The organism is Candidatus Limimorpha sp., assembly GCF_056203535.1.
In genome coordinates this window covers 1-19,902 of sequence record NZ_JBADWU010000106.1, presented here as the reverse complement: position 1 = coordinate 19,902, position 19,902 = coordinate 1, and the positions used below count along the sequence as shown (strand labels likewise).

General features: G+C 42.1%; 15 protein-coding genes. 4 read left to right on the top strand and 11 right to left on the bottom strand.

The features are described 5' to 3' along the window. Window position 1: 1 nt before the first annotated feature. The 3 genes from AC06MN_RS13530 to AC06MN_RS13520 all read right to left on the bottom strand — a co-directional run bounded on the left by AC06MN_RS13530 (window position 2) and on the right by AC06MN_RS13520 (window position 6,388). Window positions 2-3,061 carry an HsdM family class I SAM-dependent methyltransferase gene (locus tag AC06MN_RS13530; RefSeq protein ID WP_475672918.1) on the bottom strand — a complete coding sequence of 1,020 codons (3,060 nt, stop codon included), beginning with the start codon at window positions 3,059-3,061 and terminating at the stop codon, window positions 2-4. A gap of 18 nt (window positions 3,062-3,079) precedes the next feature. Continuing rightward, window positions 3,080-5,065 carry a site-specific DNA-methyltransferase gene (locus AC06MN_RS13525; protein WP_475672917.1) on the bottom strand — a complete coding sequence of 662 codons (1,986 nt, stop codon included), beginning with the start codon at window positions 5,063-5,065 and terminating at the stop codon, window positions 3,080-3,082. Between the two features lie 180 nt (window positions 5,066-5,245). Next, on the bottom strand, window positions 5,246-6,388 hold the full coding sequence (locus tag AC06MN_RS13520; protein WP_475672916.1) for a Fic family protein: 1,143 nt from the start codon (window positions 6,386-6,388) through the stop codon (window positions 5,246-5,248). 119 nt (window positions 6,389-6,507) lie between these two features. On the opposite strand from AC06MN_RS13520, the gene AC06MN_RS13515 reads away from it, so the two are divergent. Then, the gene (locus AC06MN_RS13515; protein ID WP_475672915.1) at window positions 6,508-7,692 is read left to right on the top strand and encodes a T9SS type A sorting domain-containing protein; all 1,185 of its coding nucleotides are present in this window, start codon (window positions 6,508-6,510) and stop codon (window positions 7,690-7,692) included. Between the two features lie 106 nt (window positions 7,693-7,798). Here AC06MN_RS13515 and AC06MN_RS13510 read toward each other — a convergent pair whose 3' ends face one another. Then, complete coding sequence (locus AC06MN_RS13510) at window positions 7,799-7,999, bottom strand: PspC domain-containing protein (protein ID WP_475672914.1); 201 nt, start codon at window positions 7,997-7,999, stop codon at window positions 7,799-7,801. A 170-nt stretch (window positions 8,000-8,169) separates the two neighbouring features. Here AC06MN_RS13510 and AC06MN_RS13505 point away from each other — a divergent pair, with 170 nt between their 5' ends. Next, a complete protein-coding gene (locus tag AC06MN_RS13505; RefSeq protein WP_475672913.1) occupies window positions 8,170-8,844 on the top strand; it encodes an energy transducer TonB in 675 nt (224 codons plus the stop codon). Between the two features lie 337 nt (window positions 8,845-9,181). Here the strand turns inward: AC06MN_RS13505 and AC06MN_RS13500 are convergent, their stop codons facing one another. The 4 genes from AC06MN_RS13500 to AC06MN_RS13485 form a co-directional block, all read right to left on the bottom strand. Then, window positions 9,182-10,651 carry an MBOAT family O-acyltransferase gene (locus tag AC06MN_RS13500; RefSeq protein ID WP_475672912.1) on the bottom strand — a complete coding sequence of 490 codons (1,470 nt, stop codon included), beginning with the start codon at window positions 10,649-10,651 and terminating at the stop codon, window positions 9,182-9,184. Window positions 10,652-10,691: 40 nt separating this feature from the next. After that, window positions 10,692-12,248, bottom strand: coding sequence for an alginate O-acetyltransferase AlgX-related protein (locus AC06MN_RS13495; protein ID WP_475672911.1), 1,557 nt, complete (start codon window positions 12,246-12,248; stop codon window positions 10,692-10,694). Window positions 12,249-12,763: 515 nt separating this feature from the next. Then, a complete protein-coding gene (locus tag AC06MN_RS13490; RefSeq protein ID WP_475672910.1) occupies window positions 12,764-12,982 on the bottom strand; it encodes a hypothetical protein in 219 nt (72 codons plus the stop codon). Between the two features lie 239 nt (window positions 12,983-13,221). After that, the gene (locus AC06MN_RS13485) at window positions 13,222-14,670 is read right to left on the bottom strand and encodes an alanine/glycine:cation symporter family protein (RefSeq protein WP_475672909.1); all 1,449 of its coding nucleotides are present in this window, start codon (window positions 14,668-14,670) and stop codon (window positions 13,222-13,224) included. A 598-nt stretch (window positions 14,671-15,268) separates the two neighbouring features. Here AC06MN_RS13485 and AC06MN_RS13480 point away from each other — a divergent pair. After that, a complete protein-coding gene (locus tag AC06MN_RS13480) occupies window positions 15,269-16,057 on the top strand; it encodes a hypothetical protein (RefSeq protein ID WP_475672908.1) in 789 nt (262 codons plus the stop codon). Here the strand turns inward: AC06MN_RS13480 and AC06MN_RS13475 are convergent. From AC06MN_RS13475 to AC06MN_RS13465, 3 genes are all read right to left on the bottom strand, one after another. Next, complete coding sequence (locus tag AC06MN_RS13475; RefSeq protein WP_475672907.1) at window positions 16,023-16,280, bottom strand: hypothetical protein; 258 nt, start codon at window positions 16,278-16,280, stop codon at window positions 16,023-16,025. The genes AC06MN_RS13480 and AC06MN_RS13475 overlap by 35 nt on opposite strands. A gap of 424 nt (window positions 16,281-16,704) precedes the next feature. Next, the gene (locus AC06MN_RS13470) at window positions 16,705-17,070 is read right to left on the bottom strand and encodes a YraN family protein (protein ID WP_475672906.1); all 366 of its coding nucleotides are present in this window, start codon (window positions 17,068-17,070) and stop codon (window positions 16,705-16,707) included. Between the two features lie 37 nt (window positions 17,071-17,107). Then, window positions 17,108-18,022 carry a tetratricopeptide repeat protein gene (locus tag AC06MN_RS13465; RefSeq protein WP_475672905.1) on the bottom strand — a complete coding sequence of 305 codons (915 nt, stop codon included), beginning with the start codon at window positions 18,020-18,022 and terminating at the stop codon, window positions 17,108-17,110. 432 nt (window positions 18,023-18,454) lie between these two features. Between AC06MN_RS13465 and udk the strand changes: the two genes are divergently transcribed. After that, window positions 18,455-19,063, top strand: coding sequence for a uridine kinase (gene udk / locus AC06MN_RS13460; RefSeq protein WP_475672904.1), 609 nt, complete (start codon window positions 18,455-18,457; stop codon window positions 19,061-19,063). Window positions 19,064-19,902 lie beyond the last annotated feature (839 nt).

Sequence of the window (19,902 nt, the reverse complement as noted above, 5' to 3'; positions counted from 1 at the left end):
ATCATCCCTCCTTATGATTCAATATTTCAATAATGAGATCTGATGCGTCTTGCATTGCCATAGATTGTGTCCAAAAACGCCGTTGATTAGGTCGAATTATATAAATATTGTCGCCGTCATAATAATTTAGCTTTTTCCTAAAAAATATGCTTCCGCCTTTTTGCTTCCATAGATGCTTATTTATGTCTTTCAACTCATTATCAATATTCAAATCGGATTGCTGTATTCTATGTCTTTCATTACTAAATGAAATCTTGACTACAACAAGTGGTAAATCACGTTTTATTGGGAGAATTATTCCATTAGCAAAAAGTCCCTGCCCTTCAAGGAATGTATTTATTTCTGAACAAATTTGTTCAACATAATCGTGACAACTTAGAATTGGCAACAATGCGACAGATTTTTCTTGTTTTTGAAATAAATCTATACTTAAAAAAGAATCTCTTATAAGTATAGTATAGTCTGTCCCAAGTTTATTATAAATAAAAGCATCAACTTTTTGCCTTGTTGGAGTAATATCTTGCCACTTCATTTTTGTCGAAACGATTTCATCAAAACAATTCAATAAATAAATCCTATCGTCATTATTCAGTTGATCAAACAAGAAACTAACATGAAATAGCTCTTTATGTTTGACATCAGGTCTTTCCAATCCCCAACTTGAAGTTGTTAGAAATGCATAATACTTTACAAACGAAGAATTCAAAAATAAGGTGAAGATTTTAAGCATATCATCATTATCGTTTAATGATGCTATTCCAACGATTCCTTTAACATAGGCGCTTCTATAGTCAATGTAGGAAGATACTATTTGCATTGTATCATTAAACTTGCCCAGCGCCCGTTCATTCATGATAACATGATTTTTACAATAAACCCCTATGCCACCTAATCTTCTGAATTTATTTGTCGTGACTTTTTGAGATGGTTCATCTGTGGTATAAATATCAATATTATTAGGCGTGTGTATTGGTAAATCTAATAATTCATTATTAACGATGTTTGCAGGTGAACTTGTTTCCAATCCTACATTATAAATGAATTTATTTTTTTTCAAAAATTCGCAAAAATCTATATGCTCATTAGAAATATATTTCAAAAAAGAGTAATCCCTATCATTACCCCACATTGCAATTTTCCAAATTTTTGTGTCGGGTTTTTGGCATTCTTCCCTTGGCAAGTACTTGACATCGGTGCTGTCAATCACTACACCTTCAAGCACGTTGGACTTGATATATGTTTTAGGAGCATAATAAACAATTCTATCTGATCCATTTTCTGGTTTTTCTTTTTGGTAGAATGCAATACAGATAGGTCCAATGGCTGAACCAAACAATTGGCCTCCAAAATCCTTAGGCGCATTTCTTAAGATTGAAAAATTATAAACCTTCTCCACGTAGCAATCATTAAACAACCACTTCCTAAAGTTTTGGTATGTACTACTAGTATTTGTTAGAAGTTTGGTATTGAAAATCATGGAGATTTTCCCTTTAGGAGAGAATTTGATCGCTTTGTGCAAAAAAGGAAGAACCATTTCTTTAGCAAATCCATAGTTTATGCAATAAGTTCGAATTGAATCTGATAACACAACCCCATTGGATTTGTTTTCTGTCCCAAATGGAGGATTGCCTATGACCAAATCAAAAGAAATGCTTTCTATGTCGTCATTGTCCTTAATAGTATCCCTGCAAAACAAATTTTTACCGATTTTTTCTTCGCTAATGCGTTCAGGATCATTGACCAAGCAAGGAAGCTTTGTTGAAATCCATAGTGTTTTAGGATCCAAATTGTCTACTAAAGCTAAGTACAAGCTAAAAGCAGCAACAATGATTGCTTGATCGTTCTGTTCAATTCCATAAATATTATCAAGAAGAATTTTCTTTAATTCTTCGAAGCCAGATGGTCTCCTATGATAGGCGTTTTCATAACGTTTTAGCAGCCGTTTGTAACTTTCCACAAGAAATATTCCCGAACCACAAGCAGGGTCGAGTATTTTTACATTATAGTTTGTATATTGCTGGCCAACGGGAAGGACTTCATCCAACATTAACTCAACCAAAGATGTTGGTGTATAAAAAGCACCTGCACCTTTTTTGCCTTTCGGATTGGATTCTTCCAAAAAGCGTTCGTATATCTCACTCAATAATTCTATCCGAATTATCTTGAAGTCAAATAACCGCCAATCTTCAAACAATTCAGTTTGACCATTGTTTTCATATCCGTTTATGAAGCATTTTCTAATAATCTTCAGATGTTCATCCGTCACTTGTTCTTTCTCATTATTTAAAACAGAGAAGACATTACCATTAAACTTATCTTCTAATACAGCATATAATTTGTATGTAGCATCAACATCTTCAAGAATAGAAAAATAACCTTTTGCCCCGGATTGTATTGAATTATAGAAATCTAAACTTGTTGCGCCTCTGTCTTCAAGATACAACAAAAATAATGACCGCAAGATGATTTTATGGATGATAACGACATCCGTGAGGCCTAAATTCTTTAAATCATCTGTCGCTCGTTTCAAACTATCAACCAGATATTTGTCAACTCTCTTCTGAATTTTAATCTTATTTCTAATTTCCACAGCTTCTGCCATTGTCCAAATCATTCCTGTATCAATGGCAATAGAAGAAAAGACCGAAACCAAACGAGCTATTGCTTTTTCATCTGAAGCATCAGCTCGAAATAATTCCAGTTTCTCCAACTCTTTTTCATAATCAGTGTTTTCCGTTTCAACAAAAGGTTTGGCAATACAATTGTAAATACGAATTTCCGTGTCATTGTATACATAAAGAAACAAAACCTTCTGGAAATTCCATAATTTATGTTGTGTTGAAGAAATATCCTTTAGTGTAGATTTGTCAAAAATAACGACTTTTTTCAGAAATACTGCTGGATAACTTTTTGATTCATCAGTGGAAAAATAAATATCATCAACGCCAAAACCTTCTACTTGCTTAGCAATGGCAAGTTGACTATCCGATAATTGTCCTATATTAGAAATATTGACACTTTTTTCTAACTCCAACAATACTTTGAAATCTATAATATTCATAACTTTTTCCTCCTTCCTTTATATCGTCTTAAACTCCACGCCCGCATCGCGCATTTGCAGGGCGGTGTTGGTTTTCAGTTGGTCGTTGCCCTCGAAGAGCTTGTCTAAGGCGATGACTTTCTGCGGATGTCTTGACAAAACCGCATCGACCGTCGCCTGGCTGACCGATTCGAGCAGCAGCGCCAACTCGCCGCCGTTGATGCAGTAGCAGTTGTCGGCGTGTTCAATCTTGCTGTTGAGACTTTTGCCGCTTTTGAGCAGCAGTTCGTACATCATGTTTTCGACCGTGGCGTTTTCGGCAACGGGATTGATGAAGTCGATGATTTGCTGCTTCCATTCCTCTTTGTTGGCTCCGGGTATGTTGCGCCACTGCTTGAAGTTGCTGTCTTGCAATTTAAAGACCTTGAAACCCAAATCGGGCATTTGTAGGGCATTTTCTTCCTCAAACTGCAATTTTTGTTGTTGTTCCGCTTGTGCGGCTAACACTTCTGTTTTTATTTTGGCAGAAGCCCGTCGGATGCGTTCCTTCGAGATTTCCGCAATGGTGCCGTAGCCCGCTTTGTAGGCCTCGCTTTTCTCGTCGCACCGCTCTGGCAGCTGCACACAGATGAACTTGCGGTGTCCGCCGTCTTCCTTGTTCAGCTGCATGACGGCGTGGGCCGTGGTGCCGCTGCCGGCGAAGAAATCGAGAATGATAGAGTCTTTATTAGAAAAAGATTGAATATGTTCTTTTACAATCAAAGTAACTTTTGGAGTTTCAAAAGGTATTTGTAAATCATCAAGTAGGTCAATATCACTCCCTCCATAATATAATAACGAAGGAATGTTTTCAAACATATTATCTTTCAAAGTATATTTGCGAGTAGGTTGAGTTTTTTCATCTTTTCCAAAGATAATCAAACCTTTAGAGAGTAATTCTTTCATTGTTTTTGGAGGATTTCTCCAACCTCTTGAAGGAACAGGGCAATCTTTGTGTGTTATAGGATGCTTTAAAGGTATAAAATATTCATCAGGAGCTTGCTTTTTGTTTGGCCAAGCCATTGAAACTTCACGAAACACATTACCTTCAGAATCAATTTGATTGTATGCAGATTCGCCACCACTAAAATCTTTTTGTTCTCTTATCCATAATTGGAATTCATTGTTGATAGAATCAAGATTTTCCCCATTATACTTTTGAAATAGGAAAGCTGCTTTAGCTAAAATTTTCTCGGCATTTTTCTTTGGACGGATTATATCATTAGTGCTTTTTAAAGTTACAGAATCTTTTGCAAACACTACAATATATTCATGTTGATATGCAATTCCTGTTGCATCACCTTTGGGATTTCTTTTGTCCCACACAATAGTTCCCAAATCATTTTCTTCTCCAAAAATTTCATTCATGAGATATTGAAGATTCGTTATCTCATGCTCATCCATGTTTATTAAAATCACGCCGTCGTCGCGGAGCAGCGATTTGGCCAAGTAGAGGCGCGGCATCATCATGTTGAGCCAGTTGCTGTGGTATTGTCCGTTTTCGCGGCTGTTTTTCTGGAACATGCCGTCGCGCATCATGTAGCCTTCGGCATCCTTGTCGCCCACGCGCTTCTGGTATTCCTCCTTGGTCTCGGAAAACTTGTCGGGATAGATGAACGAGTCGTTCCCGGTGTTGTACGGCGGGTCGATGTAAATCATCTTCACCTTGCCGAAATAGCTTTTCTGCAACACCTTGAGCACTTCCATATTTTCGCCCTCGATGAAAATGTTTTCGGTGTTGTCGAAATCGACGGATTCCTCCTTGCAAGGCACGAGGGTGGCCGTGCTTGGCTGCTGCATGATGCGGAAGGCGTCGCTTTTGCCCGCCCAGTTGAGCACGTAACGCTCGTTGCTGAAATTCACTTCCTCGCCCAATGCGGCTTTCAGCTTTTCCCAGTCAATCTTGCCTTCGGCAAAGGCTTCGGGAATCAGGCTTCGGAGAGCCTCAAGGCGTTCTTTCAAAGGTGTTTGGGAATATCCGTCCATATTTCGTTTGCTGTTTTTCTAATTGTTGTTTTTCAAAAAACATGTACCCGAAATGGCGTTTTTGGGTACATGTCATTATCAATATGTACCCGAAATGGCGTTTTTGGGTACATATCATTATCAATATGTACCCGAAATGGCGTTTTTGGGTACATATCACATGTTAATATGGTGTTGGTTTCATTCATTTACCGATTCAATGCGTTCGTCAATGTCTTCGATTTTTTCCCGATAGTTGATGAACAAATCTATCAGTTTGTCATTCATATAATAGTTGCTTCTTCCTATCTTGATTTTTTCGAGCAAGCCTTCTTTCACAATCATATCCAAATAGATTGAAGCGGTCTTGCGCTGTACGCCCATCACTTCCATCACGAATTCTATTTTCGTATAAGGAAAAGAAAACAGGTTGTTCAGCAAATCGTGTTTATAGTTTTTGCCTAACAAAGGACGTAACCTGCCTTTAAATTCGGCCATCAGCAGGGAAATGCCTTTTATCAGGCGTATGGTTTCATCGGCGGTTTCCTCAACGCCCTTCAGCAGAAACAGCACCCATTCTTCCCACGCTTGGGCGTTGCCTTCCTTTTCCTTGTCTCGGATTTGCTGAATAAGCCGGTAGTATTCGCCTTTGTTGTGCGTGATGTAACGGCTTAGATATAAGATGGGCAAATCAAGCAAACCGTTGGTAACCAGATAAAGAATCGAAATGATACGTCCTGTCCTTCCGTTGCCATCGTAAAACGGATGGATGCTTTCAAACTGATGATGGATGACAGCCATTTTTATCAGCGGGTCAACATCTTGAACAGTAGGGTCGTTGATGTATTTTTCCAAGTTGTCCATCAGCATTTCCACTTCACGTTTGTCTTGGGGCGGGGTATAGACAACTTCGCCGTGGTTGTTTTTCAGTTTTGTTCCCGGCAAAGCCCTGAAACCAGCATTATTGGCTTCCAAAACCTGTTGGATTTGCTTTATATCATTGAGTGTCAGCAATTTTGTTTTTTTTGCCGATTGGAAGCCCATCTGCAAAGCCTGCCGATAATTCAGCACTTCTTTGGCAGAAGCATTGATTGTAATACCTTTCAGATTTAAGTCGGCACGATACAATTCGTCATTTGTGGTGACAATATTCTCCACTTCCGAGCTGTCCTTGGCTTCTTGTAATGTAAGCGTATTGATAAGGATGGTTTCGTTAGGAATGGTTTGGGCCAAGCCTTTCAATTCGGCAAGTTTTCTATTCGACAGGACAAGCTGTTTGAGTACGGCTTTGGTCTCCAAGTCGTAGGACAAAGGCAAAAAGGGAATTTGATAGTTGTCCGCCATGATAAATATCTGTTATTCAATATATTCTTTTCAGTTTTTCCTGTACATCAGAAATTAATCTTGCAAAAATAGTCTTTTTTCGGGTTTTTGTCTATTTTTGTCCTGCAAATTTTAGTCCTATGAAAAAGTTATTTTTATCCATCATTTTTGCGGTTACAGCCCTCATGCTGAACGCACAGGAAATCAAAACCACAACCTGGAATGGCATCGAACGCCGCTATCTTGAATATGTGCCTGCCACATACAATGCCGGCACGCCATCGCCGCTTTTGTTCTGTCTGCATGGTTTGGGACAAGATTGCCAGACAGTTTTCGACCAAAGCCATTTCTATGAAATTGCCGAAGAAAAAGGCTGGATTCTGGTCTATCCCGAAGCTTTGGATTATACGGTTGAAATTCCGTTGGTCGGCAGCTATGACTTTGGCAATGCTTGGGCCGCTGGCGTCACTATCACGGTGAGTATCACCGTCTATGGGATTCCAATTAGCTACGATTTCACCTTGAACGGCACCGTCGATGACTCCGGCTTCCTGAATTCATTGATTGATGAAATGGGAAACAACTACAACATTGATGCTGATAGCATTTTCTTCGCTGGCATTTCGTTAGGTGGCTTCATGTGCCACCGCATGGCCATCGAGCATGGCGAGCGCATCAACGGCATCGCTTCGGTAAGTGGCTTGGTCGGAACGGATATGGAAAACCTGACACCGGCTGCCAATGTCAATGTGCTTGAAGTTTTCGGCACCGCCGATGCAACCATCGATTATGAAAACGCTACTATCGAACGCATGGGATATGGTCCTTTCGTTGTCGGTTTGCCTGCCGAACAGACTACGGAATGGTGGCGCAGTTTCAACAACTGCGATGAAACGCCTGTTTTCGAGCAATATCCTGATACGCAAAACGATGGACTTACATTTGAAATGTATAGTTACCTGAATGGCGACAACGATTCGCGCGTATCGTTTATGAAGGTCATCAACGGGGAACATGCTTGGTACAGCGGTGGCAATTACGATGTGGACTATGAAACCGAAATATACCGTTTCTTCACCAATACATTGGATGTGAATAATGTCAATGAAAACGCCTGCTACGCGATAAGCGTTTATCCGAATCCTGCCAACGATTTCATTTACATTGATTTAGATGAACCTTCCGAAATCCATGTTTTTGATCTTCTTGGAAACGAAGTGCTGCACACCATCGCAAACGGGAAGGTCGACGTTTCGTCATTGAAAAATGGAATTTATTTCCTGAAGGCCGATGGAAAAATGGCTAAATTAGTGGTTGAGAAATAATTATGTTGATATTTCGGACGCACACAGTGCGTCCATGCAAAAAATGCCAGACAAATCGCTGTCCGGCGTTTTTTTATGGTTCATGGGTTTTTGTTCATGAAAATCCTTACGGGTTCGGCAATTGGTTTTGTGTCGGCATGATGATGGCGCAGATGATGTAGGCCAACAGACCGCTGCCGCCAACAAGTGCAAAAATAATCCAAAGAATTCGGATTAAAGTCGGATCCAGGTCGAAGTATTCACCGATGCCTCCGCAAACGCCGCAGAGTTTTTTGTTCGCAATCGAACGGTAAAGTTTCTTGTTCATTTTTTGTCCTTTCATTTCGTTTAACACTGCAAATGTAGAATTGTTTGTTGACATGAATTTGGGTTGCAACGTTGCAAGTTCAAAATCCATGCAATAATCAGGCCAAAATTCCGTAATGGATGTAAGAGAACCCTTTTCCTGCCTTCGCAGGAATGACTAAACTTTGCATTATGGAAACAAAAAAATCACAGAAAGCCAACCTCGAAAAAAGCAGGTTGATGTTCACGCAAATCGGTCTTATCGTCAGTCTGGCCGTCGCGTGGATGGTCTTTGAAACAAAAGACTACGAAAAAAAGGAAGTCAGCACTGTCGGCAATAGACAGATTGTTGAAGTGGATGATTTCATTCCTATCACCGTTCAGGAAAAGCCGAAGCCCATTGAAAGGCCGCAAGTTGCCATTCAAATGGAAATCGTCGACGATGGGGAAGATGTGGAAGACGATTTCGACATCGAAGCCACTGTCGGTCAAAATGAGGCGATTCCTGAATATGTTCCCATCGAAATCGAAGATGAAGACATCGTTGAAGCCGCTCCGATTCGTGTTGCGGAAATCATGCCTGAATTTCCGGGCGGCGAACTGAAGCTTTTGGAGTTCATCTCTAAGAACATCAAGTATCCGCAGCTGGCACGCGAAACCGGAACGCAAGGCCGCGTTTTCATCTCGTTCATTGTTGAGCCTGATGGTTCCATCTCAAATGTCGAGCTGCTCCGTGGCATCGGCGCGGGCTGCGACGAGGAAGCCATGCGCGTGGTGAAAGCCATGCCGAAATGGTCGCCTGGCCGTCAGTGCGGCAGAGCCGTCAGGGTGGTGTATAACCTGCCTGTCAATTTCAAACTACAGTAAATCCAATTAAACCGTTAGTTTTTGGGCGGCAGTTAAGGGTATGCCGCCCTTTTTGTTTGCTCAACTTTCCCAGCGTAAATTGCCGCAAATGAATCGATAATGCATCACCGTCAAATTCATTAATGGAAATTCGTGGCCAATTAATGGTAATTCGTGTTCATCAAAATCTGTGGCAATTCATGCGCTGTTCCCTGCGATTCCTGAGTTTGTCGAAGGGACATTAAAAATTTTCCGTGCAATCAGATAAATCTGTAATTTATTAAAAATCAGTGTAATCAGCGGTTTGAAAAATCTTTGCTTAAATCAGCACTACCAGTGGCGAAAAACGACTTATGCCTTAGAACCGGAAATAGATGAACGGGCTGAAGTCGGAGGCATTCAGTGCAGCAATGCAAAACACAAAGGCAAAGGCAGCAAGACACCAAGCCACAATGTGTTTCTTGTTGGAAAATTCTGAGAAATAAACCTTTTCCTGCATTTTCAGGCCAAACTTCGACAGCGTGAAGAATGAGAAGAATGCAGCAACAATCATGGTGACATACAGCTGGCTGTTGGCCGAGAAACTGATTGGAGCGAAGTCGAAGGCAAACATGCGCTGAATGAACATCCAGGCAAAATCGATGCGCTCGACGCGGAAAAACACCCAGATGATACACACCGTGAGGAAGGTGAGGACAACGGAAGGAATCCTGCCCAGTTTCTGCATCAGTTTGGTAAGGAAAAGTTTGTCGGCACAAATGAAAATGCCATGCAGGGCACCCCAGACAATGAAATTCCATGATGCGCCATGCCACAAGCCCGAAATGAGGAAACACAGCCAGAGGTTGAAATACATGCGCGACTTGTGTTTCACGCGGTTGCCGCCCAGCGGAATGTAGAGGTAATTCCTGATGAAACTGCCTAAAGTGATATGCCAGCGGCGCCAAAACTCGGTGATGGAAGCGGAATTGTAAGGGTTGTCGAAGTTTTCGGGGAAGCGGAAACCCATGATGCGACCCAAGCCAATGGCCATGTCGGAATAGCCGGCAAAGTCGAAGTAAATCTGGAAAGTATAGGCAATGGCCACAATCCATGCCGTGCCTGAGTCGAGGGTGGCGATGCGTGAAGCAATTTCGTTGAGCTGGTCAACACTGAGCAAGGCGAAATTTGAAGGCCCCAGTACGGCATCGACTTCAGCACCGATGACATCGGCGATGAGTATTTTCTTGCACAGGCCTATCACGAAGCGGTAGAAACCTTGCAGGCGGTCGTCCAAAGTCGACTGGCGTTCCCTGATTTGGTCGGCCACATCGCAATAGCGGATGATAGGGCCGGCAATCAGCTGTGGGAACATCATGATGTAAAGGACGAAATCGCTGAGTTTTTCCATCGGCTTGTTGATGCCGCGATAAACATCCAAAGTATAGGTCACGCTTTGGAAAGAGAAAAACGAAATACCGATAGGGAGCAGTATTCTTGTCCAAGTTAAGGTGGGTCTTCCTGCAAGGCCTAAAAGGGCATTGATGTTTTCCATTGTGAAATTGCCGTATTTGTAATAAAGCAACAGTCCGAGGCTGATGACAATGGAAAGCGCACAGAGCAGTTTCTTCCTGACTGGTTTTTCGGTTTTGCACATCTGCTTCACAATGAAGAAGTTGGCAATGGTGGAAAGCACAAGCTGAATGACGAATTCGGGTGCGCCGTAGGCATAGAACAGAACCGATGCAAACAGAAGCACATAATTCCGCGTCCGTTTAGGCATCAGGAAATACACCAGGAAAAACACTGGCATGAAATACAATAGGAATACGTTGCTGCTGAATACCATAGGTTCAATTGTTTTTCAGGTTTATTCGTTTATTCCCAAATTATAGTTCGTTGTTTTCAATCTCACGGTCTATCACCCACTGTATGTCAAGTATCATCATCGAATCAAGCGGAATGTTCCTTTCATTGGCTTTGTTTTGCAGCATTTCCATGATTTCCGGGGTTCTGCGCCAGTTTTCTTCGATTTTCTGTTTTTCCATCTGGATGATATTATCAATGTTGAGTATTTCCCTGATTGCTTTCGAGCGTTTTTTCGGAATACTGTCGCATAATTCAGGATAGAATTTTCTCCAGTTCAAATCCATTTGCCATTCGGCTTCGGCGGCAAGCACCTCTTCCAAAGGTATTCCTTTTTCTTGCGATCTTTCCACAAGGCCTTCATACCATTGTTCATTGGTTTTGAGGTAAGTCATAAAAGATTCTTTCCTTTGATGAATATCAGTGGAGTCGACGCAGAAATTAATCAGGGCCTTTTTTGTGAAGCCATTGCTCATTTCATATTGCTGTACGGAACAATAGGAGAGGATGACAAAATCAGCCGTCAGGAGTTCTTCGATTAGGTTGATGTCTTTGGTCGATTGATGCGGATCATCGTAATAGATGGAGCTATTATAGTACCAGTAAGGATAAGCGCTGAAGATGTCGCCCATTGGCAACTGTTTGACGATGTTCCAGTAGAAAGAATCGCCGATGACAATGATTTTCGGTTTTGAGGCAGTCGTGTCGCCATCTGGTTCAACGTTTGCGTATTGGTTGTAGTTTTCACGAAGGGGGCGCATGAGGTTCATCAGGCTTTCCAAGTCATCGTCAGGTTCTTTGGTCATGCCGATTTCAGGTTTTCCAATCCTAAGGTTACGGATGTTCATGTCGCCGAGTTTTTCCATGTAACGGATGACGCTGTCGGCTACATAAAGCGAAGCGATGTTGCTCCAGTGCGTGCCGGTTTGAGGGAACAAATCGAAACTCGCCGTGTCTTTCATCTGCAAAAACCATTGCTCGACATTGACATGATTGACGCCCATTTCCTTGAACTTAGGGCCGAAATAATCACGGGCAGTGATGGTCTTTTCTTCAAAATACTTGTTGTTGTCGGGCAGGTATTCGGGATAAATCAAGTCTTTGCCGGGCAGAAGGCAAACCATGAGATGTGTGCCATATTGCTCAAGTATATGCTGCAGCTGGTAGATGCGAAAGGCTTCATCCTCAAACCGCTGCACCAATTGGGCGGAGTCCAAAGCCATGTAATGGCTTCTGCCTTGGTAGTAGTCTTCCACAAACCAAGGTTCGTAAATCCAGCCTTCTTTGCCAAAGGCAATTTGCCACAGGGTGGCATTTGACTTGCCATAGAAATCCCACAGATACTGGTTGTAGAACCGAATCAATGGCTCGCGGCAACCGAACTGCTGCTTGAGGTGCTGCTCGGTCTGCGACTGGAACGAACCGTCGCGGTAAGAGGCAAAAGTCAGTTCCGGCATCTTGACTTCTTCGACCACACCTTTTAATGACTTGAAATGGATGACATTCAATTGCTTCTGAATCAACGAAATGAACAGCAGCAATGCAGTCAATGAAAATAATATGACTTTCGTTTTACGCATGGTATGTTTGCAACCTTTTGATTTGCAGTCCTGTTAAATCAGCAAGTCGGAATTGCGTTGCAAAAATAGTAAATTTGCATGATAAGTAGGCAGATTATATTGATTACGCTTTTCTCCCGCAGATGCCGCTGATTTACGCAGAGAGTTTTTGAAGCCGCTGATAACGCTGATTGCCAACAAACTACAGGTTTTACAGATAAATTTCAAATGCGCAAGCGCATGAATTTTCACAGATTGGCTGACGCACGAAAAGAAATTTACTCCAAAATTTACTTTTTAATTTACTCCGCATTTACTCTCTACCGCCTTGGCGGAACATGATTTTTTCTCCCGCAGATGCCGCTGATTTCCGCAGAGGTTTTTTGAAGCCGCTGATAACGCTGAATGCCAACAAACTACAGATTTTACAGATTACAAAGATAAATTTCAAATGCGCAAGCGCATGAATTTTCACAGATTGGCTGACGCACGAAAAGAAATTTACTCCAAAATTTACTCTTTAATTTACTCCGCATTTACTCTCTACCGCCTTGGCGGAACATGATTTTTTCTCCCGCAGATGCCGCTGATTTACGCAGAGGTTTTTTGAAGCCGCAGATAACGCTGAATGCCAACAAACTACAGATTTTACAGATAAATTTCAAATGCGCAAGCGCATGAATTTTCACAGATTGGCTGACGCACGAAAAGAAATTTACTCCAAAATTTACTCCGAATTTACTCTTTACCGCCATGGCGGAACATGATTTTTTCTCCCGCAGATTACGCTGATTTACGCGGAGAGTTTTTGAAGCCGTGGATTACGCAGATTTTCAATAAACTACTTTAATTCACTCATTTCGACAGGCTCAATGAGCTGCAAATCAGGTTGCTGACACCTTTCTCCAAGGACGTGACGATGTCGAAACATTGTGCCTTTTATGTAAACTAATTTTGCTCACCTACTTAACTGATAACCAATTCCTATTGCGGTTTACATCTGTTCGTTTTCCCAGAAGTCAGCCTTTTTTATTCCCAAATCCTTCGGGTCGAAAACAGGTTCCTTGCCTTCTTTCTTCTGCTTTTCGTATGACCGCAGCACGCGGAAGGCGATTGGCGAGAGCAGCAATATGGAAATGATGTTTATCCAAGCCATCATGCCGACGCCGATGTCGCCCAAATCCCAAATCGTTTTGGCTTCCTTCAAAGAGCCGAAAAACACGGCAATGATTAGGCAGACACGCAAACCCCAAATCAGGATTTGCTCTTTTTTGCCTTTGCCGAAAAGGTAGACCAAGTTTGTTTCGGCATAATAGTAATAGGCCATAATGGTTGTGAAAGCGAAGAAAAACAGCGCAACGGAAACGATGATGCCGCTCCATTTTGCACCGAACAGAGTCCCTAACGCCGAAGAAGTGTAAATGACACCCGGTTCGCCGACTGCCGCTCCCTGGGCAGCAATCAGCAATTCGCCGTTTGGACCGAAGACGTTGTAGGTCTTTGTAGCCAGAATCATGACAGCCGTGGCGGTACATACCAGCAAGGTGTCGACGTAAACCGAAAAAGCCTGCACCAAGCCCTGCTTGACAGGGTGGGAGACCTTGGCTGCTGCAGCAACCATGGCTCCGGAGCCTTGTCCCGCTTCATTTGAGTAAATGCCGCGTTTCACACCCCAGGCAATAGTGCTGCCAAAAATGCCACCAAGTGCCTCGTCCAGTCCGAAAGCACTGCGAATCATTTCGCCAAAGGCGGCCGGAACAGCGGATGCATTGCAAATCAGCACGATGATGGATAGGATGATGTAAATGAAGGCCATTATCGGTGCAACGATTTGGGCTACATTAGCAATGCGTTTTACACCGCCTATAACCACCAGACCGATTAAAATGGCGACACCCAGTCCAACCCACCACGCTTCGATATGGAAAGTGTTGGCAAACGACATGGCTATGCTGTTGCTCTGCACAGGAGGCATGAAAAGACCTGCGGCAATCACGACGCAAACTGCAAAAGTAACAGCCAACCATTTGACATTCAATCCTTTTTCAATGTAGTAAGCTGGCCCACCACGGAATTGCCCATTATGGTCTTCCTTGAAAATCTGTGCCAAAGTTGATTCGGCGAATGCAGTTCCAGCACCGAAGAAAGCTATAATCCACATCCAGACTATGGCTCCCGGACCGCCATAGCCGATGGCGGTTGCAACACCGACGATATTGCCTGTGCCAACCCTTCCCGACAAAGCCATTGCAAATGCCTGAAAGGAAGAAATACCTTCTTTCTTCGATTTGTCTTTGGCAATAAGCAAGTGAATCATCTCGCGGAATCGGCGCACTTGCACAAAGCGCGTCCCAAATGAAAAATACAATGCTGCGACTAAACATAATACCACCAAGGCGGGGCTCCAAACACAGCTGTTGACAGTTTGAATGATGCGATCCATAAGCCTGAATTTATGAGTTCAAAATTACAATAAAAAATCTTTCAAACTTCAAAAGCTGTTTAAAATTTCTTCATCGGATTTCCTTTCAAAGTTTTACAGGCATATTCCGTAGGAATGTCGAAGCATTGGTTTAGACCGGATTTTTTACCGAACATCCATGCCTACGGCATGTAAAGTTCAATCCCATAGGGATTTGCTTTCGGTAAAAAACGACAACTTTATGACTTTGACTTGGCATCCCATCGGGATGCGCCAAATGCATCTATAGCATAATACTCAATTGAAATTTAGTGAGAATTAAAAAATAACCTGTAACGATAATAGCTGTTTTTTCACTTCGCTAAACACAAAATCGAAGATTACCTCACTTCGTGTCGGTGAATTTACATTTCGACGTAGTCAATTATCGTAAATGAATCATTAATTATTAAATGTTATAACTAGATGTATATCAGTTAATTCACATTAATTTTTGAATAATTTGTGGCAATTTGCGTTTTGACAAGGAAACAATTGCTAACGTTGAAATGTGTTACAACTTATTTTTTAAGCGTTACTTAAACAGCTTCTCAAAAAAAATCAATTGACTGTTTGTTTCATGAAATCTCCTTATTTTTGCATTCTAATTTTCGATGGTGAAATGACCGGCAAGACATATAATAAAATCATTCTATTAGTCATCGTCTTGACTATGTCGTTTTCATCTGATTCTTTTGCCCAGATTTATTCCAAGCCTCATGCTTCAGGCAGATTGCCAAAGGATTATCCAAACAAAGTCACTCCCAATTTTGATAAAAAAAAGTCTTCTTATGGCGTGTATATTGGCATGAACACAGCGACCTTCGCATCATCGTTGTGGCGTGATTTTTCGCCGGCTTTGGGTTTCGCTTTCGGATTCGAGTTTAACTATCGAAAAATATGTGGCTTTATCAATGGAGGTATGTCGTGGGGAAAAACCAACCGTGAAATTTTGGCATACGAAATTTTGCCTCAAGGTAAACCTTATTATTATGGGCTGACCGAGTTTTCATTGGGCTATTCCGTTTTCGAAAACGAACCTTGGAGATTATGCCCTTTTATCGGCTATTCCATTTCGGAAATTGGCGTCAATGGATTGGATGCTGAAATTAGCAGTGTATCTATGTCGAAGTTCTGCGCAATCGTTGGAGTTTCAATTGATTACAAAGTGTATGGCGATATTTTCACCTTATCGAGGACAGGCCATCAGGATTATCTTGAATTCAATGTCAAGGCGAGGTTGTACGGCTCGTATCTAAATTTTGATGAGAATATCAAAGGATACAGCATCAATCTTTTGATTGGTTTTTCGTTAATTAAAAGGCCATTGTTAGTCAGAGGTTTTTCGTCTGGGCGATCCAACCTTTGATGTCGTTGATTCGTTGCTGGTATTTGGCAATTTGTCCTTCGATGAAATCATCACTATACTTGCGGTCGCAAAAGCCGTTGCCGCGTGCCACATATTCGTCGTTGTCGAGCGAATCGAGGACTTCAGTGTAGTTTTCCAAATATTGTTGGTTTTCCGCCAGAAGGCGGTGTAATCCTTCAATGTCGGATTCTATGGTTTCGCCAGTCGTGAATGTATATTTCATTTTCGGTAGTTTAGTGATAAGTAACTAAGTAAGTAGTCAAAATTAAATTGCAAGTAGGTGATCAAAATTAGTTTACATATTGAAAACGAGGCATCGAGGTCGCGGGAATGCGAGATTACGAGGCATTCCGGCATCCCGAAGCCTCGCAGTCTCGAAACCCCGTGTCCTTTATAATGTAGTTTAATTTTGAATAGTTATTTAACATGAATTGGTTATTGGTTATCGGTTATTTCAAAAGTTCAAAATTGTTCAAAAGTCCTAAATGGTTATCGGTTGTCAGTTATCAGTTTTTTCAAAAGTTCAAAATTGTTCAAAAGTCCTAAATGGTTATCGGTTTTCAGTTATCAGTTTTCGGTTATCAGTTTTTTCAAAAGTTCAAAATAATTCAAAAAGTCCAAATGTCAAATCGTCCAAATCACTCATCTTAAAGAGTTGGATAAAAAGCGTCTTCGATATGATCGATTCTCTTTTCCTTTCCTGATAGGACAATGGAAACGATGTCGAAGCGTGTCTCCACATCCAAATCATGCTGAATGATGTAGGCATCCGCCGATTTGATGATGGATTTCTGCTTGCTTGGTGTCACGGCCAAGTCAGGCTCGCCAAATTCGTCGGTGGCGCGGGTCTTCACCTCTACGATGACAAGCATGTCGCCGTCTTTCGCCACAATATCGAGTTCCAGATGATGGAAATGCCAGTTGCGGTCGAGTATTTCGTAGCCTTTTCCGACAAGAAAATCCGCTGCAAGGTCTTCGCCGATTTGTCCAAGTTCCTTATTGTGCGATTGCATGGCGCAAGAATTATTCGGCAAAACCGAATCCAAAACATCATTTTTTGAACTGTCTGTCAAGGAAATCCTGAGCTTCCTTCATGCCGCCGTCACGAGCTTTCTTCATCAGCAGTTCGCTGTAGACTTGATCCTGTTCCACCCCTTGACCTGTATAATAGAGGATGCCCAGACGAAATTGTGCGCCTGCAACATTCTTATCGGCGGCTTTTTTAAGACAATCCACTGCTTTGTCAAGGTCCTTTTCGACACCCCTGCCATATAGATAACAGTCGCCCATTTGAGCCAAAGCGTAGGCATTGCCCAATTTGGCGGATTCCGACCACCAGACGATGGCTTCGTCGAGGTTCCTGACGGTCCCTTTGCCGTAATAGTAGCAATTGCCCAAATTCAGCATGGCCTGTGAGTCTTTCACTTCGGAACCTTTCTTGAACCATGAAAAAGCCGATTTGTCGTCCTGTTTCACGCCCTGACCGACGCGATAAAGGTTGCCAATGGCATTAAACGATGACTTCTGACCTTGGTTGGCTGCCTTTTGGTACCAGTTCATGGCTTGGGCATGATCTGTTTCAACGCCCCAGCCATTATCGTAGCAAGCGCCATAAAAATACTGATATTCGGCATCGCCATGTTCGGCTTTGTAACGAATGGTATCGATTTGGTCGACGGCCATTTCTTCCATGCTTTTCTTGGGACCCATCAACTGGCTCAAATCCAAAGGCTTGCCTTCTTCCATTTTCAGTACAGGCTTGTTCGGGTCTTGTGGAGTAGGGTTGGGATCCTGGGCGAGACCGGCGTTTGGATTGATTGGTTGAGAAACAGGTGGCGTAGGCATTCCTGGAGGAATAACAACTTTTTGAGGGTTTTGCTCAGCCTGTTGTTGTGTCTTATCTCCCTGCTGACCGCAAGCCACCATTGTTGCGGCGATAGCCAAAGTCAAAAAAATTTTCTTCATGATGATTCGATTTGGGCTGCAAAAATAATGTTTTTGTCTCATATTATTATCACTTTAGGCAATAAGTAACTATTTAAGATTAAGTAAGTGGTCAAAATCAAACTGCAACATAGATTGGTTATCGGTTTTTCAGTTGTCGGTTATTTCAAAAGTTCAAAATTGTTCAAAAGTTCAAAATTGTTCAAAAGTTCAAAATTGTTCAAAAAGTCTAAATGTCTAATGGTCAAATCGTCCAAAAGTCAAATCATCCAAATGTCAAATCGTCCAAAAGTCAAAATGTCCAAAAGTCAAAATGTCCAAATGTCAAATCGTCCAAAAGTCTAATCGTCCAAAAGTCAAAATGTCCAATCGTCCAAAATTAACATTGTCTGCCAAAACACAAAGTATTTCCGCAAAAATTCCTATCTTTGTGGCAAATTTAAGTAGAGCATCATGTTAGTCATCGGCATAGCAGGCGGTTCGGGTTCGGGAAAGACCACCGTCGTCAAGGAGTTGGTAAACCAATTGCCTGAAAACTCAGTATCAGTCATTTCGCAAGACGCTTATTATTACGATAATGGGTTCCGCACGCCTGCGGAGAAAAAGCAAATCAATTTCGACCATCCCGATGCCATTGAATGGGACCTGCTCATTGAGCACCTCGACCGACTGAAAAACGGCGAGACGATTCCGATGCCGATTTATACATACGTCACCTGTGCCCGTTCAGAGGAAGTCATCCATGTGCAGCCTACCGAAGGCATCATCGTGGAAGGCATCATGGTCTTGACCAACGAGGAATTGCGCAAGCGCATGGATATCAAGGTGTTCGTCGATACCGACAGCGATGAGCGTCTGATGCGTATCATCCGCCGCGACATTGCCGAGCGTGGCCGCACTTGGGAAGACGTGTTGCGTCATTACCAGACTTTCGTGAAGCCCATGCACCAGCAGTTCATCGAGCCAACGAAACGTTCCGCCGACATCATCCTGCCACGTGGTTCAAGTCTTGTGGTGGTCGACATTCTGGCTTCGAGAATCAGGATGCAGCTGAGGAAATGATGGCAGACAACGTGTCGAAACTCTAACAATAGAAGAATCCGGCACAACGAATGTGACAAAGCGTTGGTTTCAGAGAAATCTGGCACAAGCAGTTTGAAAAAGTGCAGGATTCAGAGAGAAACGACATTCGGAGTGTTGAAATGTGCAAGATGTGAAATAATTCGGCACTCCAAGTTTGAAAAAGTTCAGGATTCAGAATTATCCGATACTATGTGTGTCGGAAAGTGTTGGATTTAGGGAAAAATGACACAATGAGTGTGAAAAAGTGCTGGATTCAGAGCAATCTGACATAATCCAGGACTTAAAATTACTTGTACAAGTGATTTTGGTCTTTTACGGTAGCCTAAAAGAGTATTTTCATGTGATTTCGGTCTTTCACAAGTGCTTCAAATAGGGTTTTCATGTGATTTTGGTCTTTTACAAGTGCTTCAAAGAGGGTTTTCGTGTGATTTTAGCATGTTTCAATTACAGAAAAGAGTATTTCTACGTGATTTGTGTCTGTTACATGGGCTGAAAGACTGTAATCAATCGTTTTTTACACTTATTTCCCTGTCAGCACAGATAAAAACAATAAAAACACTTTGTCATCAATCAATTTGCTAGGCAATTATATGCTTTTTGACCTATAATGCTTTCATACTTCGATTATGTTGTTCGCCATATTAGGTCAAATGGATTTTTTTGAAACAAATCTATAATGTCTTACCCTGAAAAAGGTTGACTCAAAAAGACAAGAGTCAAGGATGTATCAGTTACACACAGAGAAACAGCAAAAGTACTTCAAGGAAGTCATCCGCCTCCACTATGAAGAGGGATACGGAGAAAACCGGATTGCCAGG

Bases quoted from the DNA above. Each gene is read 5' to 3' on its own strand.
- AC06MN_RS13530 (WP_475672918.1), bottom strand. From the start codon at position 3,061: ATGAATATTATAGATTTCAAAGTATTGTTGGAGTTAGAAAAAAGTGTC.
- AC06MN_RS13525 (WP_475672917.1), bottom strand. From the start codon at position 5,065: ATGGACGGATATTCCCAAACACCTTTGAAAGAACGCCTTGAGGCTCTC.
- AC06MN_RS13520 (WP_475672916.1), bottom strand. From the start codon at position 6,388: ATGGCGGACAACTATCAAATTCCCTTTTTGCCTTTGTCCTACGACTTG.
- AC06MN_RS13515 (WP_475672915.1), top strand. From the start codon at position 6,508: ATGAAAAAGTTATTTTTATCCATCATTTTTGCGGTTACAGCCCTCATG.
- AC06MN_RS13510 (WP_475672914.1), bottom strand. From the start codon at position 7,999: ATGAACAAGAAACTTTACCGTTCGATTGCGAACAAAAAACTCTGCGGC.
- AC06MN_RS13505 (WP_475672913.1), top strand. From the start codon at position 8,170: ATGGAAACAAAAAAATCACAGAAAGCCAACCTCGAAAAAAGCAGGTTG.
- AC06MN_RS13500 (WP_475672912.1), bottom strand. From the start codon at position 10,651: ATGGTATTCAGCAGCAACGTATTCCTATTGTATTTCATGCCAGTGTTT.
- AC06MN_RS13495 (WP_475672911.1), bottom strand. From the start codon at position 12,248: ATGCGTAAAACGAAAGTCATATTATTTTCATTGACTGCATTGCTGCTG.
- AC06MN_RS13490 (WP_475672910.1), bottom strand. From the start codon at position 12,982: ATGGCGGTAAAGAGTAAATTCGGAGTAAATTTTGGAGTAAATTTCTTT.
- AC06MN_RS13485 (WP_475672909.1), bottom strand. From the start codon at position 14,670: ATGGATCGCATCATTCAAACTGTCAACAGCTGTGTTTGGAGCCCCGCC.
- AC06MN_RS13480 (WP_475672908.1), top strand. From the start codon at position 15,269: ATGAAATCTCCTTATTTTTGCATTCTAATTTTCGATGGTGAAATGACC.
- AC06MN_RS13475 (WP_475672907.1), bottom strand. From the start codon at position 16,280: ATGAAATATACATTCACGACTGGCGAAACCATAGAATCCGACATTGAA.
- AC06MN_RS13470 (WP_475672906.1), bottom strand. From the start codon at position 17,070: ATGCAATCGCACAATAAGGAACTTGGACAAATCGGCGAAGACCTTGCA.
- AC06MN_RS13465 (WP_475672905.1), bottom strand. From the start codon at position 18,022: ATGAAGAAAATTTTTTTGACTTTGGCTATCGCCGCAACAATGGTGGCT.
- udk (WP_475672904.1), top strand. From the start codon at position 18,455: ATGTTAGTCATCGGCATAGCAGGCGGTTCGGGTTCGGGAAAGACCACC.